Annotated in this window: 15 protein-coding genes; 12 read left to right on the top strand and 3 right to left on the bottom strand. The window is 59.3% G+C overall.

Annotation, left to right across the window (positions count from 1 at the left end; genetic code table 11):
• Positions 1–110: 110 nt before the first annotated feature.
• Genes BOP96_RS23895 through BOP96_RS23885 form a run of 3 tightly spaced genes read left to right on the top strand, consistent with a single transcriptional unit; the run spans position 111 to position 2,790 of the window.
• Positions 111–989 (top strand): heme/hemin ABC transporter substrate-binding protein, encoded by an 879-nt coding sequence (locus BOP96_RS23895; RefSeq protein ID WP_014719937.1) that lies wholly within the window; start codon positions 111–113, stop codon positions 987–989.
• Positions 986–2,023, top strand: coding sequence for a FecCD family ABC transporter permease (locus BOP96_RS23890; protein ID WP_054898032.1), 1,038 nt, complete (start codon positions 986–988; stop codon positions 2,021–2,023). Before BOP96_RS23895 ends, BOP96_RS23890 begins: the two co-directional genes overlap by 4 nt.
• Positions 2,023–2,790, top strand: coding sequence for a heme ABC transporter ATP-binding protein (locus BOP96_RS23885; protein WP_073454195.1), 768 nt, complete (start codon positions 2,023–2,025; stop codon positions 2,788–2,790). The genes BOP96_RS23890 and BOP96_RS23885 overlap by 1 nt, the downstream gene beginning before the upstream one ends.
• 243 nt (positions 2,791–3,033) lie before the next feature.
• Here the strand turns inward: BOP96_RS23885 and BOP96_RS23880 are convergent, their stop codons facing one another.
• From BOP96_RS23880 to BOP96_RS23870, 3 genes are all read right to left on the bottom strand, one after another.
• Positions 3,034–3,306, bottom strand: a complete 273-nt coding sequence (locus tag BOP96_RS23880) for a TfoX/Sxy family protein (protein ID WP_019817941.1) — start codon at positions 3,304–3,306, stop codon at positions 3,034–3,036.
• Between the two features lie 204 nt (positions 3,307–3,510).
• Positions 3,511–3,855: a pentapeptide repeat-containing protein gene (locus BOP96_RS23875; protein WP_014719933.1), complete on the bottom strand. Its 345-nt coding sequence runs from the start codon at positions 3,853–3,855 to the stop codon at positions 3,511–3,513.
• 92 nt (positions 3,856–3,947) lie between these two features.
• Positions 3,948–5,504: a bifunctional aminoglycoside phosphotransferase/ATP-binding protein gene (locus BOP96_RS23870; RefSeq protein WP_073454194.1), complete on the bottom strand. Its 1,557-nt coding sequence runs from the start codon at positions 5,502–5,504 to the stop codon at positions 3,948–3,950.
• Between the two features lie 118 nt (positions 5,505–5,622).
• Between BOP96_RS23870 and mrcB the strand changes: the two genes are divergently transcribed.
• The 9 genes from mrcB (at position 5,623) to msrQ (ending at position 15,441) form a co-directional block, all read left to right on the top strand.
• Positions 5,623–7,947 carry a penicillin-binding protein 1B gene (gene mrcB, locus BOP96_RS23865; RefSeq protein ID WP_014719931.1) on the top strand — a complete coding sequence of 775 codons (2,325 nt, stop codon included), beginning with the start codon at positions 5,623–5,625 and terminating at the stop codon, positions 7,945–7,947.
• 16 nt (positions 7,948–7,963) lie between these two features.
• Positions 7,964–8,698: a tetratricopeptide repeat protein gene (locus tag BOP96_RS23860; protein WP_032902681.1), complete on the top strand. Its 735-nt coding sequence runs from the start codon at positions 7,964–7,966 to the stop codon at positions 8,696–8,698.
• Positions 8,698–9,027 carry a YqcC family protein gene (locus tag BOP96_RS23855; RefSeq protein ID WP_014719929.1) on the top strand — a complete coding sequence of 110 codons (330 nt, stop codon included), beginning with the start codon at positions 8,698–8,700 and terminating at the stop codon, positions 9,025–9,027. The genes BOP96_RS23860 and BOP96_RS23855 overlap by 1 nt, the downstream gene beginning before the upstream one ends.
• A gap of 432 nt (positions 9,028–9,459) precedes the next feature.
• Positions 9,460–11,184 (top strand): acetolactate synthase 3 large subunit, encoded by a 1,725-nt coding sequence (locus tag BOP96_RS23850; RefSeq protein WP_014719928.1) that lies wholly within the window; start codon positions 9,460–9,462, stop codon positions 11,182–11,184.
• Between the two features lie 2 nt (positions 11,185–11,186).
• Positions 11,187–11,678, top strand: coding sequence for an acetolactate synthase small subunit (gene ilvN, locus BOP96_RS23845; protein WP_003176102.1), 492 nt, complete (start codon positions 11,187–11,189; stop codon positions 11,676–11,678).
• 47 nt (positions 11,679–11,725) lie between these two features.
• The gene (gene ilvC, locus BOP96_RS23840) at positions 11,726–12,742 is read left to right on the top strand and encodes a ketol-acid reductoisomerase (protein WP_003194132.1); all 1,017 of its coding nucleotides are present in this window, start codon (positions 11,726–11,728) and stop codon (positions 12,740–12,742) included.
• A 144-nt stretch (positions 12,743–12,886) separates the two neighbouring features.
• Complete coding sequence (gene pssA / locus BOP96_RS23835; protein WP_073454192.1) at positions 12,887–13,744, top strand: CDP-diacylglycerol--serine O-phosphatidyltransferase; 858 nt, start codon at positions 12,887–12,889, stop codon at positions 13,742–13,744.
• A 63-nt stretch (positions 13,745–13,807) separates the two neighbouring features.
• Positions 13,808–14,821: a protein-methionine-sulfoxide reductase catalytic subunit MsrP gene (gene msrP, locus BOP96_RS23830; protein ID WP_014719926.1), complete on the top strand. Its 1,014-nt coding sequence runs from the start codon at positions 13,808–13,810 to the stop codon at positions 14,819–14,821.
• Positions 14,821–15,441, top strand: coding sequence for a protein-methionine-sulfoxide reductase heme-binding subunit MsrQ (msrQ, locus tag BOP96_RS23825; protein WP_073454190.1), 621 nt, complete (start codon positions 14,821–14,823; stop codon positions 15,439–15,441). The genes msrP and msrQ overlap by 1 nt, the downstream gene beginning before the upstream one ends.
• Positions 15,442–15,545: the final 104 nt, after the last annotated feature.

The following is a 15,545-nucleotide window of genomic DNA, read 5'->3' as shown; positions in this document are numbered from 1 at the left end:
TGCCTGCTTCGCCCGTCAGCTGACTGGGTGCTCAATACGATGCCTGGCAGGGGTTATCTGTCACATCAATGAGTGCTTGAGTGGCCCTGCCCTAGGAAGGAAACCCTGTTATGCGCCTGAGTACCAGCGCTATTGCGCTTGTTGCTTCACTGCTGGTCAACCCTGGGGTGCACGCCTCTGAACTGCCGCAACGCTGGGTCAGTGCTGGCGGGGCGCTGTCGGAGTGGGTGACGGCTCTGGGCGGTGAATCGAAGTTGGTGGGAGTGGATACCACCAGTCAGCATCCCGCCTCGCTCAAGGCCTTGCCAAGCATTGGTTATCAGCGACAGTTGTCAGCCGAAGGCATTCTCAGCCTGCGCCCGCAAATCCTTGTGGGCACGGAGGAAATGGGACCACCGCCGGTGCTGGCACAGATTCGCAGTGCCGGGGTGCAGGTGGATATGTTCTCGGCCCAGCCGGATTTGCCCACGCTCAAAGGCAACCTCGAACACTTGGGGAAACTGCTCGGCAGTGAGGCCCAGGCTGATGCCCTGTTTGCCGGGTATGAGCAGGCGCTGGCACAGCAAAAAAATTGGGTGGTCAAGGCCCAGGCCACGCAAAAAGCTCCAGGCGTGCTGTTGCTGCTCGGCCATGCCGGTGGCAAGCCGCTGATCGCGGGCAAGGACACGGCCGCTGATTGGATGTTGCAGCAGGCTGGAGGGCGTAATCTGGCCACGCACACCGGCTATAAACCGTTTTCCGTCGAGTCGCTGGCGGGGTTGAGCCCTGAGGTGCTGGTGTTTGCCGATCGCGCCCTGACCGGTGACGCGGCACGTGCTGCCTTGTTCAAGGAAAATCCGATCCTTGCCTCGACGCCGGCAGCCAAGAACGGCCGCGTCTTTGAGCTGGATCCGACCTTGCTGGTAGGTGGCCTTGGGCCCCGATTGCCGCAAAGCCTGGAGAAACTGTCTGCCGGTTTTTATCCGTCCCAGCCTAAGCCTGCTCCATGACCACTCTGGTTAAGCCAAAAACGCTGTTTATTGGGCTGTCGCTGCTGTGTGTATTGGCGATCTGGCTTTCATTGGCACTGGGGCCGGTCAGCCTGCCGTTAGTGGACACGCTCAGGGCTGCGCTAAAACTGATGGGCGTACCGATAGAGGCCCAGGGGTTGGAGCAGGCCGAGTTGATCCTGGGGCAGATTCGCCTGCCGCGGACCCTGTTGGGGCTGGCGGTCGGCGGTGTGCTGGCATTGTCGGGCGTGGCGATGCAGGGGTTGTTCCGCAACCCGCTGGCCGATCCTGGCTTGGTCGGCGTGTCCAGCGGGGCGGCGCTGGGAGCGGCGGTGGCGATTGTCGGTGGCTCGCTATTTGGCGGGCTGCCGGATGCTTTCGGGCCATACCTGTTGTCGCTGTGCGCCTTCCTCGGTGGCCTGGGCGTCACGGCACTGGTCTATCGCCTGGGGCGTCGCAATGGCCAGACCAATGTCGCGACGATGTTGCTTGCCGGTATCGCGCTGACGGCCCTGGCCAGTTCCACCGTAGGCCTGTTTACCTATCTGGCGGACGATGCCACCTTGCGCACCCTCACGTTCTGGAACCTGGGCAGCCTCAATGGTGCAAGTTATTCGCGGTTGTGGCCCTTGTTGCTGGTGAGTGCGGGCGTGGCGCTATGGTTGCCGCGCCGGGCCAAGGCGCTGAACGCGCTGTTGCTGGGTGAGTCCGAGGCCAACCATCTGGGTATTGATGTCGAGGGGCTCAAGCGCGAGTTGGTGTTCTGCACGGCCCTGGGCGTTGGCGCCGCAGTAGCAGCGGCGGGCATGATTGGTTTTGTCGGGTTGGTGGTGCCACATCTGGTGCGGCTGCTGGCTGGGCCGGATCATCGGGTGTTGTTACCGGCCTCGGTGTTGGCGGGTGCGAGCCTGCTGTTGTTTGCGGACCTGGTAGCGCGCCTGGCGTTGGCGCCGGCGGAGCTGCCGATCGGTATTGTCACCGCGTTTATCGGTGCGCCGTTTTTCCTCTATTTATTGTTACGAGGGCGCGCCTGATGTTGCGGGTAGAAGCGTTGCAGATCCGGCGCGGTGGTAAGACCGTGCTCGCCGATATCACCTTGGACCTATTGCCGGGCGAAGTGCTGGGCGTTCTGGGCCCCAATGGCGCCGGTAAAAGTACCTTGCTTGGAGCGCTGTGCGGGGAGTTGCAGCCGGATCAGGGCAAGGTGTGGCTGGATCAGCAGGCGCTCAAGCACATGACAGGTGTGCAACGTGCCCAGCGCCTGGCGGTGCTGCCACAATCCTCCACCCTGGACTTTGCCTTTCGTGTCGAAGAGGTGGTGGGCATGGGCCGCTTGCCTCATCAGACCGGGCGAGTGCGCGACGACGAAATCATCAACGCCGCGCTGCAGGCTGCTGATGTAGGCCACCTGAGTGGGCGCAGTTACCTGGCCTTGTCGGGCGGCGAGCGGCAGCGTGTGCACCTAGCACGGGTATTGGCGCAGTTATGGCCGGGTGAGGCAGGGCAGACGTTGTTGCTGGATGAGCCCACATCGATGCTCGACCCTCTGCACCAACACACCACCTTGCAAGCTATTCGACATTTTGCCGACAGAGGCGCTGCGGTGCTGGTCATCCTGCATGACTTGAACCTGGCGGCGCGTTACTGCGACCGGATCCTGTTGCTGGAAAACGGCCGCCCCCGCGCGCTGGATACGCCCTCTAACGTCCTGCAACCAGAGCCGCTCAAGGCTGTATTCGGTCTGGATGTATTGGTACAGCCGCATCCGGAGCGTGGGCATCCGTTGATCATTGCGCGCTGAGGCCGGTTAATTCGCGGGCAAAAAAAGACCCGGCAAGAGCCGGGTCAAATAACCGTGATTAGCCTGATGAGGAGATAATCTGAGAGTCCGAACCAATGGTCTTTCAGTTATCGGCTGATCTCGCGATCAGTTGTGATAATCATAACGATTCTCATTTGAGAGTCAACATCTGTTTTTCTGCTTCATCCATTTTTCTCAAACGCTCGTTTGTAATGCCCGTAAACGCTGGGTTTGAGTGCCACTCTAGTTCTTCTGATGCGCTGAGATCGCTTCAAGCTGACGGTTCAAGGCCTCCTTGCGCTCGGTGGGTATGTCGTTCCAGTGCACATCCATCAATGCCCCTTCAATGGCATACAGCAGAACCTTCGACGCTCGAAACCCGCGCGTGCGCACGGCTCGGTAAGCGTCGACCGCCCCCAGGCGACGCAAGTCGGACGCGCTGTGGATGCCCACCGCATGCAGCCACTGCGCTGACGTCTTGCCAAGGTTTTTCAGGTGTTGCAGCTCATCGTTCATCAAGCCTCCTTGCGTTGGCCGAATGGTGCGGTGGGTGTCGTGACCAGGCAGCCTGAAAATGAGTGTAGCGTTGAGTAGGAAAAGCGTGGTTCTTTGGTCAGAAAGGGCTGAAAAGATTATAAGGATGGCGCGACGGCGCTTACTCGCAGGCAGGCGCAAAGTGCCCGGCAGGCAGGGGATGTGGCAGGAACTCGGTGTGTGGCGTTACTTGGTGCGGTAGCGCAGGCGAGTACCGAAATTGACCGACATGAGTATTTCGTCAGCCGTGAGTTCGGGCGGGAAATAAGCCCCCGATATCTGCGCATGGGCCAGGCTGGCGCCTTCCAGTGAGCAGCCACGCAAGTCCAGGCCGCGCAGGTCGGCAGAGCGAAAATAGGCGTCGGTGAAGTCAATACCGGTGGCGTTCAGGTCGCGCAGGTCCAGCCCTCGAAAGTCGCCACCGCGCATGTCGATGGGGCCATTTTCAGGGCGCTCCTGGTTGAAGCCGCGGATGTCGTCCTTGTGCAGGAGGGCGTAGAGCGGGGTATCAAGAAGCTTTGGCTGACTCATGATCGCGACTCTGGCTGGCGTTATGGGGCCAGTATAGTGCCACTATCGCTGGGTCGCGCGCCGAAGACGACGACGCGACCAAGAAATATTTCTTACAGGCCCGGCAGGTGTTGACGGATATGCCCGACCAACGCGTCGAGCGTCCCGCTTTCATTGGTCTCCACACGCTTGCTGAGCAGCAGCTCCTCGGTAGTCAGCGGGTCACGACTGGCTTGTTGCTCTTCGATAACGGCCAGTGTGGCGTCAGACGGATCGTTTTTATCCGCCTGGCGTTGTGCCAGCCAACTGGTGATAACGGCTTGCGGGGCGTTGCAGTCGAGGATCAGGAACGGCGCGCCAGTGGCTTCGGCAACCTGGGCGGCGGCGTCACGCTGCGCGCGTTTCAAGAACGTGGCGTCCAGCACCACCGGGTAGCCGGCGCGCAGCACGGTGTCGGCAATCTCGTTCAGGCGTGCGTAGGTGGCAGCGCTGGCGTCCTGATTGTAGATACCGGCCTGCAGGGTGTTCTCTACCTGTTGTTCGCCAAACAGGCGCTTGCGCTCTACGTCCGAACGCAGGCGTACCGCGCCCAGGGCTTCGACCAGGCGCATGGCCACGTGGCTCTTGCCCACGGCTGAAACGCCATGGGTGATTGCCAGGAAGCGCGAAGGGATAGTGCTGTAGCTTTCCGCCAGGTTGGCGTAGTTGCGGTACTGGCGCAGGGTGGTAGCGCGTTGCACCGGGTTGGCTTCGCTGGGCATGCTGAACAGCGCAACCTTGGCGCGTACCAATGCACGGTAGGCTTTATAGAAGTTCAGAAGCTCCAGGCCCTGGTAGTCGCCGGTCAGCTCCAGGTACTGGCTTATGAAGCGCCGTGCCAGGCATTTCAGGCCGCGATCTTCCAGGTCCATCGCCAAAAAAGCGGTGTCGGCGTACACGTCGGTAAAGCGGAAAGGCTCGTTGAACTCGATGCAGTCGAAGATCACCACGCGGCCATCGATCAGCGTGGCGTTGCCCAGGTGGATATCGCCGTGGCATTCACGGGTATAACCGTCGAGCTTGCGCTGCGCAAGCAGAGGCTTGAGGCGTTCGAAGCTGCTTTCAGCCCAGGCTTGCAGAGCCTCCAGCTGAGTCAGGTCGGCCTTGTCGCTGAGGAATGGGCGGATTTGGTCGAAGTTCTGGCGTACCGGAGCCATCACCTCTTCCGGCGTGCCGGCGGGGTGATCTTGCGGGACTTTGGGGGCGCTGAGGTGGAATTGCGCAATCTGCTTGGCCATCTCATCGATGTGCGCGCTGGTCAGTTCGCCGTTGGCTTGCAGGGTGCTGAGCATCTGGCTTTGCGGGAACTGGCGCATTTTCAGCGCGTACTCGATGGCTGGGCCGCCGCCACCCAGTTGCGGCGCCTCGGCAGTGCCGGTAATCGGCAACACTTCAAGATACAAATCTTCGGTCAGGCGCTGGTTGAGGCGCAGTTCCTCGCGGCAGAAATGCCCGCGGTCGTCCAGATTGGTGAAGTCCAGGAAGCCGAAGTTCATCGGTTTCTTCAGCTTATATGCATAGGGGCCCGTCAGTATCACCCAGGAAATATGGGTCTCGATGACTTGAAACGCGTCAACCGGATGAGGGTACAAGGCCGGGTTTTGCAGGGCAGCGATCAGGGTCTGGCTCACGGGCGATCCTTCAAAGTCGGGGGAAAATCATGGGGGGCATTATGGCTGCTGATGCCAGTCGTGCAAACCGCTGTCCGGCTCATGTTGATCATCAATAAAGTGCGTATAATCCGCCGCCATGACTCGAACCCGATCTCCCCGTTCCCGTAAAAAACCTCCTTCCCGCGGCCCGCGCCCTTGGCTGGGCTGGGTGATCAAGCTTGGCCTGGTGGGCCTTGTGGCGGTCGCCGGCCTTGCGGTGTACCTCGATGCCGTGGTGCAGGAAAAATTCTCCGGCAAACGCTGGACGATTCCGGCCAAGGTGTATGCACGCCCGCTGGAGCTGTTCTCTGGCCAGAAGCTGAGCAAGGAAGACTTCCTTACCGAGCTCGATGCGCTGGGCTACCGCCGCGAACCCGTGAGCAATGGCCCTGGCGCTGCGGCGGTCAGCGGTAATACCGTCGACCTGAACACCCGTGGCTTCCAGTTCTACGAAGGCCTGGAAAAAGCCCAGCCGGTGCGCGTGCGTTTCTCTGGCGACTATGTGGCTGAGCTGTCGTCGCTCAATGGCTCCAAGCTGCCGGTGGTGCGTCTTGAACCGTTGCTGATCGGCGGTATTTACCCGAAGAACCTTGAAGATCGCATCCTGATCAAGCTCGATCAGGTACCGCCGTATCTGCTGGAAACCCTGGTCGCTGTCGAAGACCGCGATTTCTATAGCCACTGGGGTGTTTCTCCGAAGTCGATTGCCCGCGCTATCTGGGTCAACACTTCCGGTGGCAAGATGACTCAGGGCGGCAGTACGCTGACGCAGCAACTGGTCAAGAACTTCTACCTGACCAACGAGCGCAGCCTGACCCGTAAACTCACCGAAGCCATGATGGCGATGTTGCTGGAGCTGCATTACAGCAAGCAGGAAATCCTCGAGGCTTACCTCAACGAGGTATTCGTCGGGCAGGATGGCCAGCGCGCCGTGCACGGTTTTGGCCTGGCCAGCCAGTTCTTCTTCGGGCAGCCGTTGTCCGAATTGAAATTGCATCAGGTTGCGTTGCTGGTGGGGATGGTCAAGGGGCCGTCCTATTACAACCCGCGCCGCAACCCGGAGCGTGCGCTTGAACGTCGCAACCTGGTGCTCGATGTACTGGAGCAGCAGGGTGTGGCCACCGCTGAACAAGTGGCCGCTGCGAAAAAAATGCCACTGGGTGTGACAACCCGCGGCAAGCTGGCGGATAGCTCGTTCCCGGGCTTTATCGACCTGGTCAAGCGCCAACTGCGCGAAGACTACCGCGACGAAGACTTGACCGAAGAGGGGCTGCGGATCTTCACCAGCTTCGACCCCATCCTGCAGATGAAGGCCGAAGCATCGGTCAACGACACCTTCAAGCGCCTGACTGGCCGTAAAGGCTCGGATGAAGTCGAAGCCGCCATGGTCGTGACCAACCCGGAAACCGGCGAGGTCCAGGCCATGATCGGCAGCCGCCAGGCCAGTTTTGCAGGCTTCAACCGCGCACTGGATGCCGTGCGGCCGATTGGCTCGCTGGTCAAGCCCGCGGTCTATCTCACGGCACTGGAAAAACCCAGCAAGTACACGCTGACCAGTTGGCTGTCCGATGACCCGCTGTCGATCAAAGGTGCGGATGGCCAGGTATGGACGCCCAAGAACTTCGACCGCCGCTCTCATGGCACGGTGTTCCTGTATCAAGGATTGGCGCATTCCTACAACATCTCGACCTCGCGCCTGGGGCTTGAAGTCGGTGTGCCGAATGTGCTGAAGACCCTGGCGCGACTGGGGATTGAACGTGAGTTTCCGGCGTTCCCGTCCATGCTTCTGGGCGCTGCGGCCATGACGCCGATGGAAGTGACCACCATGTACCAGACCCTGGCCAATGGTGGCTTCAATACGCCGATGCGCGGTATTCGCAGTGTGCTGACCGCCGATGGCGAACCGCTCAAGCGCTACCCGTTCCAGATTCAGCAGCGCTTCGACGCGGGCTCCATCTACCTGATCCAGAACGCCATGCAGCGTGTGATGCGCGAGGGTACAGGGCGTTCGGTCTATAGCGTGCTGCCGTCGAACCTGACCCTGGCGGGCAAGACCGGTACCAGTAACGACTCTCGCGACAGCTGGTTCGCGGGTTTCGGCCAGGATGTACTGGCCGTGGTATGGCTGGGGCGCGACGACAATGGCAAGACGCCGTTCACCGGTGCGACAGGCGCGTTGCAGGTATGGACCAGTTTCATGCGCAAGGCTGACCCGTTGCCGCTCAACATGCCGCAGCCGGACAATATCGTGCAGGCCTGGATTGATCCGCACACCGGCCAAGGCTCCGATGCCAACTGTCCGGGCGCGGTGCAGATGCCGTATATTCGCGGCAGCGAACCACCACCCGGCGCCGCGTGCAGTGGCAGTGCCCCTGCTGACGCGGATTCGGTGATGGATTGGGTCAAGGGCTGGATGAATTAAGCAAAGAGGGTTTCAAGTGAACAAGTTGTGGATTCCAGCCATTACGGCTCTGGCTTTGCTCGGCGGTTGCTCCAGCGTGCAGCGCGGCTCTATCCCTGTGGTGGACTCAAGCACGTCCGTCTCCAATAACGACCGCATTTCGGCCAATGGTGGCTTCCGTCAGACCGTGGTCAAACGGCCTGCCCAAGCTGCAACCCAGGCAATTCCACAGGATTCCGGCGTCGTAGTGATGGTGCCCGGCAGTGGGGCTGCAACCTCGGCGCCTATCAGTGCCGAGCCATGGACCCCAGGCCCGAGCACTTCCGGGCCGGTGAACTCCACGCCGATTCAAACCGCGCCGGTCAACCAGGGCACCTACAACATGCCTTCTACGCCGAGCGGTATTCCGTCATCGTCCAATGCGGGCGGGTTGTCGGCTGACGAACAACTCGATGGCCCGGTGCTGGCGTTGCTCACAACCGCACAGCAGCAGCAGGCGGGTGGCGATTTGAATGGCGCCTCGTCGAGCCTTGAACGTGCCCAGCGCGTGGCGCCGCGTGAGCCACAAGTGCTCTATCGCCTGGCCCAGGTGCGCATGGCCCAGGGCGATGCGCCCCAGGCGGAGCAGTTCGCTCGCCGTGGCCTGAGCCTGGCCAATGGGCGCCCAGACCTGCAAGCCAGCCTGTGGGCCTTGATCGGGGATGCGCGTGCAGCCCAAGGCGATGCAGCGGGTGCTGCGCAGGCACGGCAAAAAGCCAAGGTCAGCCTCTGATGGATGCGCGTTTTCCCGCGATTGCCGAGCAGTTATTGCTGATCGAGCGCGAACTGCGCGTTCAGGGCTGGTGGGATGAAGTCTCCCCCAGTGCTGAAGCGCTCAGCAGTGTCGAGCCCTTTTCCGTCGATACCCTGGACTTCCACCAGTGGCTGCAGTGGATCTTCCTTGCGCGTATGAAGCAGATCCTGGAACAGGACCTGCCCTTGCCGAATGCGTCGGGGATCCTGGAAATGGCCGAGATGGTCTACGCCGACCGGCCGCGGGAGAGCCTCGGCTTGCGTAACGCGCTGAAAAAGTTCGATCAATTGATCGTCGACGCTCGTTAATTGCCTGACTGCCGGTTTTTCCGGCAGTCTTGCGCACATTTCTACCGCTTGACGACATTCAGGCGAGTTTTATCCCTCCTCAAAGCCCTTTCTTCTACGTTCTCATGCGCTTAGTTGGAAAAAAGCGCAATTATTGCTTGACTTGAAGGGCGTGAAACAGAAGAATCCAAAGTCCGCTGTATCGGGACTGCCAGAAGCAGGCCCGCTCAGCAGATCATGAGGCGCACATCCGCGCCGACCTGTAGCACCCGCAACGCGTTACCTCGCGCTGGGTGGGAAAAGCCCGCAACACTTGGGACGATCCCAATACTTGCTCAGTCAGTGCTGACGTAGTCGGCGACCACCGTCGCTCATGCTCTGTTGAGAAGTAAACCTATTAAGACCCGTCGGTTTTTTAACGGACGGTATTCTGGCGTTTTAGAGGTGAACAACGTGGAGCTTTTATCTGGCGGTGAGATGCTCGTCCGCTTTTTGCGTGACGAAGGCGTCGACTATATCTACGGGTACCCAGGTGGTGCTCTGCTGCATGTCTACGACGCACTGTTCAAGGAACCGGCTGTTACCCACATCCTGGTTCGCCACGAACAGGCCGCGACCCATATGGCTGACGGTTACGCCCGTGCCACCGGTAAAGCCGGCGTGGTACTGGTAACGTCCGGCCCAGGCGCAACCAATGCCATTACCGGCATCGCGACTGCGTATATGGACTCCATCCCGATGGTGATCATCTCTGGCCAGGTGCCTAGCACCATGGTCGGCACCGATGCATTCCAGGAAACCGACATGATCGGTATTTCCCGCCCGATCGTGAAACACAGCTTCATGATCAAGCACGCGTCGGAAATCCCGGAAGTCATGAAAAAGGCGTTCTACCTCGCCCAGTCCGGTCGCCCGGGCCCTGTGGTGGTCGATATCCCAAAAGACATGACCAACCCGGCCGAAAAATTCGAATACGTTTTTCCCAAGAAAGCCAAGCTGCGTTCCTACAGCCCGGCCGTCCGCGGGCACTCGGGGCAAATCCGCAAGGCGGCAGAAATGCTCCTGGCGGCCAAGCGCCCCGTGTTGTACTCCGGCGGTGGCGTGATTCTGGGCGGCGGTTCCGCTCCGTTGACCGAACTGGCCAAGTTGCTCAACCTGCCGGTGACCAACACCCTGATGGGCCTCGGCGCATTCCCGGGTTCGGACCGTCAGTTCGTCGGCATGCTCGGTATGCACGGCAGCTACACCGCCAACCTCACCATGCACCACGCCGATGTGATCCTGGCCGTGGGCGCGCGGTTCGATGACCGAGTGATCAACGGCGCGAGCAAATTCTGCCCGAATGCCAAGATCATTCACATCGACATCGACCCTGCGTCCATCTCCAAGACCATCAAGGCCGATGTGCCAATCGTGGGTCCTGTAGAGAGCGTATTGACCGAAATGGTCGCTGCGCTCAAGGACATCGGCGAAACGCCGAACAAGGAATCCGTTGCCAGCTGGTGGAAGCAGATCGACGAATGGCGCGGTGATCGCGGTCTGTTCCCTTATGACAAGGGTGACGGCAGCATCATCAAGCCACAAACCGTGATCGAAACCCTGTGCGAAGTGACCAAGGGCGACGCCTTTGTGACCTCCGACGTGGGCCAGCACCAGATGTTCGCGGCGCAGTACTACAAGTTCGACAAGCCTAACCGCTGGATCAACTCCGGTGGCCTGGGCACGATGGGCTTTGGTTTCCCTGCGGCCATGGGTGTGAAACTGAGCTTCCCGGATGCCGACGTTGCCTGCGTCACCGGCGAAGGCAGCATCCAGATGAACATCCAGGAACTGTCGACGTGCCTGCAATACGGTCTTCCGGTGAAGATCGTCTGCTTGAACAACGGCGTGCTCGGCATGGTTCGTCAATGGCAGGACATGAGCTACGGTAGCCGTCACTCCCATTCCTACATGGAATCGTTGCCGGACTTCATCAAGTTGGTTGAAGCCTATGGCCACGTCGGCATTCGCATCACTGATTTGAAAGATCTGAAGCCGAAGATGGAAGAAGCGTTTGCCATGAAGGACCGTCTGGTGTTCATCGATATTCAGGTCGATACCAGCGAGCACGTCTATCCGATGCAAATCAAAGACGGCTCTATGCGCGACATGTGGCTGAACAAGACGGAGCGTACTTAATCATGCGGCATATTATCTCCCTGCTTCTGGAGAACGAACCCGGCGCCTTGTCCCGTGTTGTCGGCCTGTTTTCGCAACGCAACTACAACATTGAAAGCCTGACCGTGGCCCCGACCGAAGACCCGACCCTGTCGCGCCTGACGTTGACTACTGTGGGCCACGATGAGGTGATCGAGCAGATCACCAAGAACCTCAACAAGCTGATCGAAGTGGTCAAGCTGGTCGACCTGTCGGAAAGCGCCCACATCGAGCGCGAACTGATGCTGGTCAAGGTCAAGGCCACGGGTGCCCAACGTGCCGAGATCAAGCGCACTACCGATATTTATCGCGGGCAGATCGTCGATGTGAGCGCCAGCGTTTATACCGTTCAACTGACCGGTACAAGCGACAAGCTGGACAGCTTCATCCAGTCGATCGGGACGGCCTCGATTCTGGAAACCGTACGCAGTGGTGTCACCGGGATTGCCCGTGGCGACAAAGTACTCAGCATCTAACCCAAATTAGCGAATGGCCTCACGGCCTGGATATATAGAGGAACCTCATGAAAGTTTATTACGATAAAGATTGTGACCTGTCGATCATCCAGGGCAAGAAAGTCGCCATCATCGGCTACGGTTCCCAGGGCCACGCTCAAGCGTGCAACCTGAAAGACTCCGGCGTTGACGTCACCGTTGGCCTGCGCAAAGGTTCGGCCACCGTAGCCAAGGCTGAAGCCCATGGCCTGAAAGTGACCGACGTTGCTTCTGCTGTCGCGGCTGCCGACCTGGTCATGATTCTGACCCCGGACGAGTTCCAGTCCTCGCTGTACAAGAACGAAATCGAGCCGAACATCAAGAAGGGCGCTACCCTGGCCTTCTCCCACGGCTTCGCGATTCACTACAACCAGGTTGTGCCGCGTGCTGACCTCGACGTGATCATGATCGCGCCGAAAGCACCGGGCCACACCGTGCGTTCCGAGTTCGTCAAAGGCGGCGGTATCCCTGACCTGATCGCGATCTACCAGGATGCGTCGGGCAATGCCAAGAACGTTGCACTGTCCTACGCTGCTGGCGTGGGTGGCGGTCGTACCGGCATCATCGAAACCACCTTCAAGGACGAGACCGAAACCGACCTGTTCGGCGAACAAGCCGTTCTGTGCGGCGGTACCGTTGAGCTGGTAAAAGCCGGTTTCGAAACCCTGGTTGAAGCTGGCTACGCGCCGGAAATGGCCTACTTCGAATGCCTGCACGAACTGAAGCTGATCGTTGACCTCATGTACGAAGGCGGCATCGCCAACATGAACTACTCGATCTCCAACAACGCCGAATACGGCGAGTACGTGACGGGCCCTGAAGTGATCAACGCCGAGTCCCGCCAGGCCATGCGCAACGCCCTGAAACGTATTCAGGACGGCGAATACGCCAAAATGTTCATCAGCGAAGGCGCTACCGGCTACCCTTCGATGACCGCCAAGCGTCGTAACAACGCCGCTCACGGTATCGAAGTCATCGGCGAGCAACTGCGCTCCATGATGCCGTGGATCGGTGCCAACAAGATCGTCGACAAAGCCAAGAACTAAGTCGTACGCATCAAGGGAAAACGCGGCTTAGGCCGCGTTTTTTCGTTTGAGGGGTTGGTTCTGGTATAAAGCTGCATCGTTTGCAGGCGAACACTCGCTGCAAGTATCTGTCGAATTTTTTCACACCGTTGCAAGGTAAAGTCCATGAGCGAACGTCCCGAAGAGCCAAACCAGGCTTCCGACGCCGAAAGCATGCTGCCGATCGATGAACATGTCGAAGAAGGGCATGACGCCGAAGGCCGCAAGGTCCGGCATCGTGGCATCTATCTGCTGCCCAACCTATTCACCACGGCGAACCTGTTCGCCGGCTTCTACTCCATCATCAACTCCATGAGTGCCCAGAGCGCGCTGGCGGCGGGTGATGCGGCGAGTGCCAGCAAATACTTTGGCTTTGCTGCTATCGCAATTTTCGTGGCCATGGTGCTCGACGGCCTGGATGGTCGCGTGGCGCGCATGACCAATACTCAAAGCGCTTTTGGCGCCGAGTACGACTCGCTGTCGGACATGGTCGCCTTCGGTGTTGCCCCCGCATTGCTGGCATTTGCCTGGGCATTGGGTGACATGGGCAAGGTTGGCTGGATGGTTGCCTTCATCTATGTCGCGGGTGCCGCTTTGCGCCTGGCGCGCTTCAACACCCAGGTGGGGACTGCCGACAAGCGCTACTTCATCGGCCTTGCCAGCCCGGCAGCGGCGGGTGTTGTCGCGGGGATTGTCTGGGCGTTCAGTGATTACGGGATTCAGGGATCGAAGATGTCGTTCCTGGTTGCCCTGATGGTGGCAGCGGCCGGCATGCTGATGGTCAGCAACATCAAGTACAACAGCTTCAAGGAATTTGACCTCAAAGGGCGCGTGCCTTTCGTGGCCATCCTTGTGGTGGTGCTGGTGTTCGCGGTCGTGTTCAGTGATCCACCGCGTATCCTGCTGCTGGCGTTCCTGGCCTACGCCGCTTCGGGTCCGATTCAGTGCTTGTTGCGTCTGCGTCGGGACAAAACATTGTCTTAATGTAATTTCCCCCATACTCCGCAGTCTATTGGTGCATCAGTTCTCCAACGCTGCGGAGTTACCATGTTAATCAAATTACCCAAAGCGTCCGATTGTCACGAATCGGACGTCACGCCTGAATCCTTCTATCTCTCTCGCCGCAGCCTGCTCGGTGGTGCGCTTGCTGGTATTGCCGCCAGCAGCTTGCCGCGTTGGGCCAGTGCGAGCGATGCTTCGCGGTATGCCGACGTCGAGCCGGGCAGCGCGCCCAACTGGTTTACGGAAAAACTTCCGAACACGAAGTGGCAATCGGTGACGGTCAAAGATGAGGCCATCACGCCATTCAAGGATGCAACTCACTACAACAACTTCTATGAGTTCGGGACAGGCAAGGGCGACCCGGCAACGAATGCGGGCTCGCTCAAGACGCAGCCCTGGAGTGTGGTGATTGATGGTGAAGTCGCAAAACCTGGGCGCTATGCCCTGGAGGACTTCATGAAACCCTATGCGCTGGAAGAGCGCATCTACCGTCTGCGTTGCGTCGAGGCATGGTCCATGGTGATTCCGTGGATAGGCTTTCCCATCTCGGCGTTGCTCAAGCAGGTCGAGCCAACCTCCAAAGCCAAGTACATCCGTTTTGAAACCCTCCAGGATCCCAAGAGCATGCCTGGGCAACGCTCAAGTTTCGGCTTGATCGACTGGCCTTATGTGGAAGGGCTGCGCCTGGATGAGGCGATGAATCCTTTGGCGATCCTCGCTGTGGGCATGTATGGGCGGGAGTTGCCTAACCAGAACGGCGCGCCGTTGCGCTTGGTGGTGCCGTGGAAGTATGGCTTCAAGAGTGTGAAGTCCATCGTACGTATCAGTCTGGTCAGTGAGCAGCCGAAAACGACCTGGCAAAGTATTGCTGCCGATGAGTATGGGTTTTATGCGAATGTGAATCCTACGGTCGATCATCCGCGCTGGACCCAGGCGCGGGAGCGCCGCCTGCCGAGCGGCCTGTTCAGTCCGAATGTGCGCCAGACGCAGATGTTCAATGGCTATTCGGATGAGGTCGCTTCTTTATATACAGGCCTCGATCTGCGGAAGAACTACTGATGCGCTACCCCATCTGGCGCATCGGCGTGTTTGTAGCCGCAGCAGTGTGGCCATTGCTCTGGCTGTATGAAGCGTGGAGCTCTGCGCTGGGGCCTGATCCAGGCAAGGTGCTCGTTGATCGCCTGGGTTTGGGGACGCTCATTTTATTGCTGATCACGCTTGCTATGACGCCGCTGCAGAAATTGAGCGGTTGGGCGGGGTGGATAGCGGTGCGGCGACAGTTGGGGCTGTGGTGCTTTGCTTATGTTGTGCTGCACCTGGCGGCCTATTGTGTGTTTGTCCTGGGGCTGGATTGGTCGCAGCTCGGCGTAGAGTTGAGCAAGCGGCCCTACATCATTGTGGGGGCGCTGGGGTTTGTTGCTCTCCTTATCTTGGCCGTCACGTCGAACCGCTATAGCCAGCGTCGGTTGGGGAGTCGATGGAAGAAACTGCATCGTCTGGTCTATGTGATTCTTGGGCTCGGTTTGCTGCACATGCTATGGATAGTGCGGGCGGACCTGAAGGAGTGGGCCATCTACGCGTCTATAGGTGCGCTACTTCTGTTGATGCGGGTGCCGCCGGTAATGCGTCGAATCCCTCGCCTTAATGCTAAAAAAGCGCCTTCTGCCACAAAAGCGTAATTAAGCCTTGACGGCAGATTCTGGAAGCCTATAATTCGCCCCACTTCCGGCGCAGTCGAAACGGAAAACTCCTTGGTAAACAATGAGTTACGCAGTTCTCGACA

Origin of the sequence: Pseudomonas sp. FSL W5-0203, assembly GCF_001896155.1 — a bacterium.
Lineage (GTDB): Bacteria > Pseudomonadota > Gammaproteobacteria > Pseudomonadales > Pseudomonadaceae > Aquipseudomonas > Aquipseudomonas paracarnis.
Note: the sequence above shows the minus strand (reverse complement) of the source record. Positions and strands in the feature narration are given on the sequence as shown.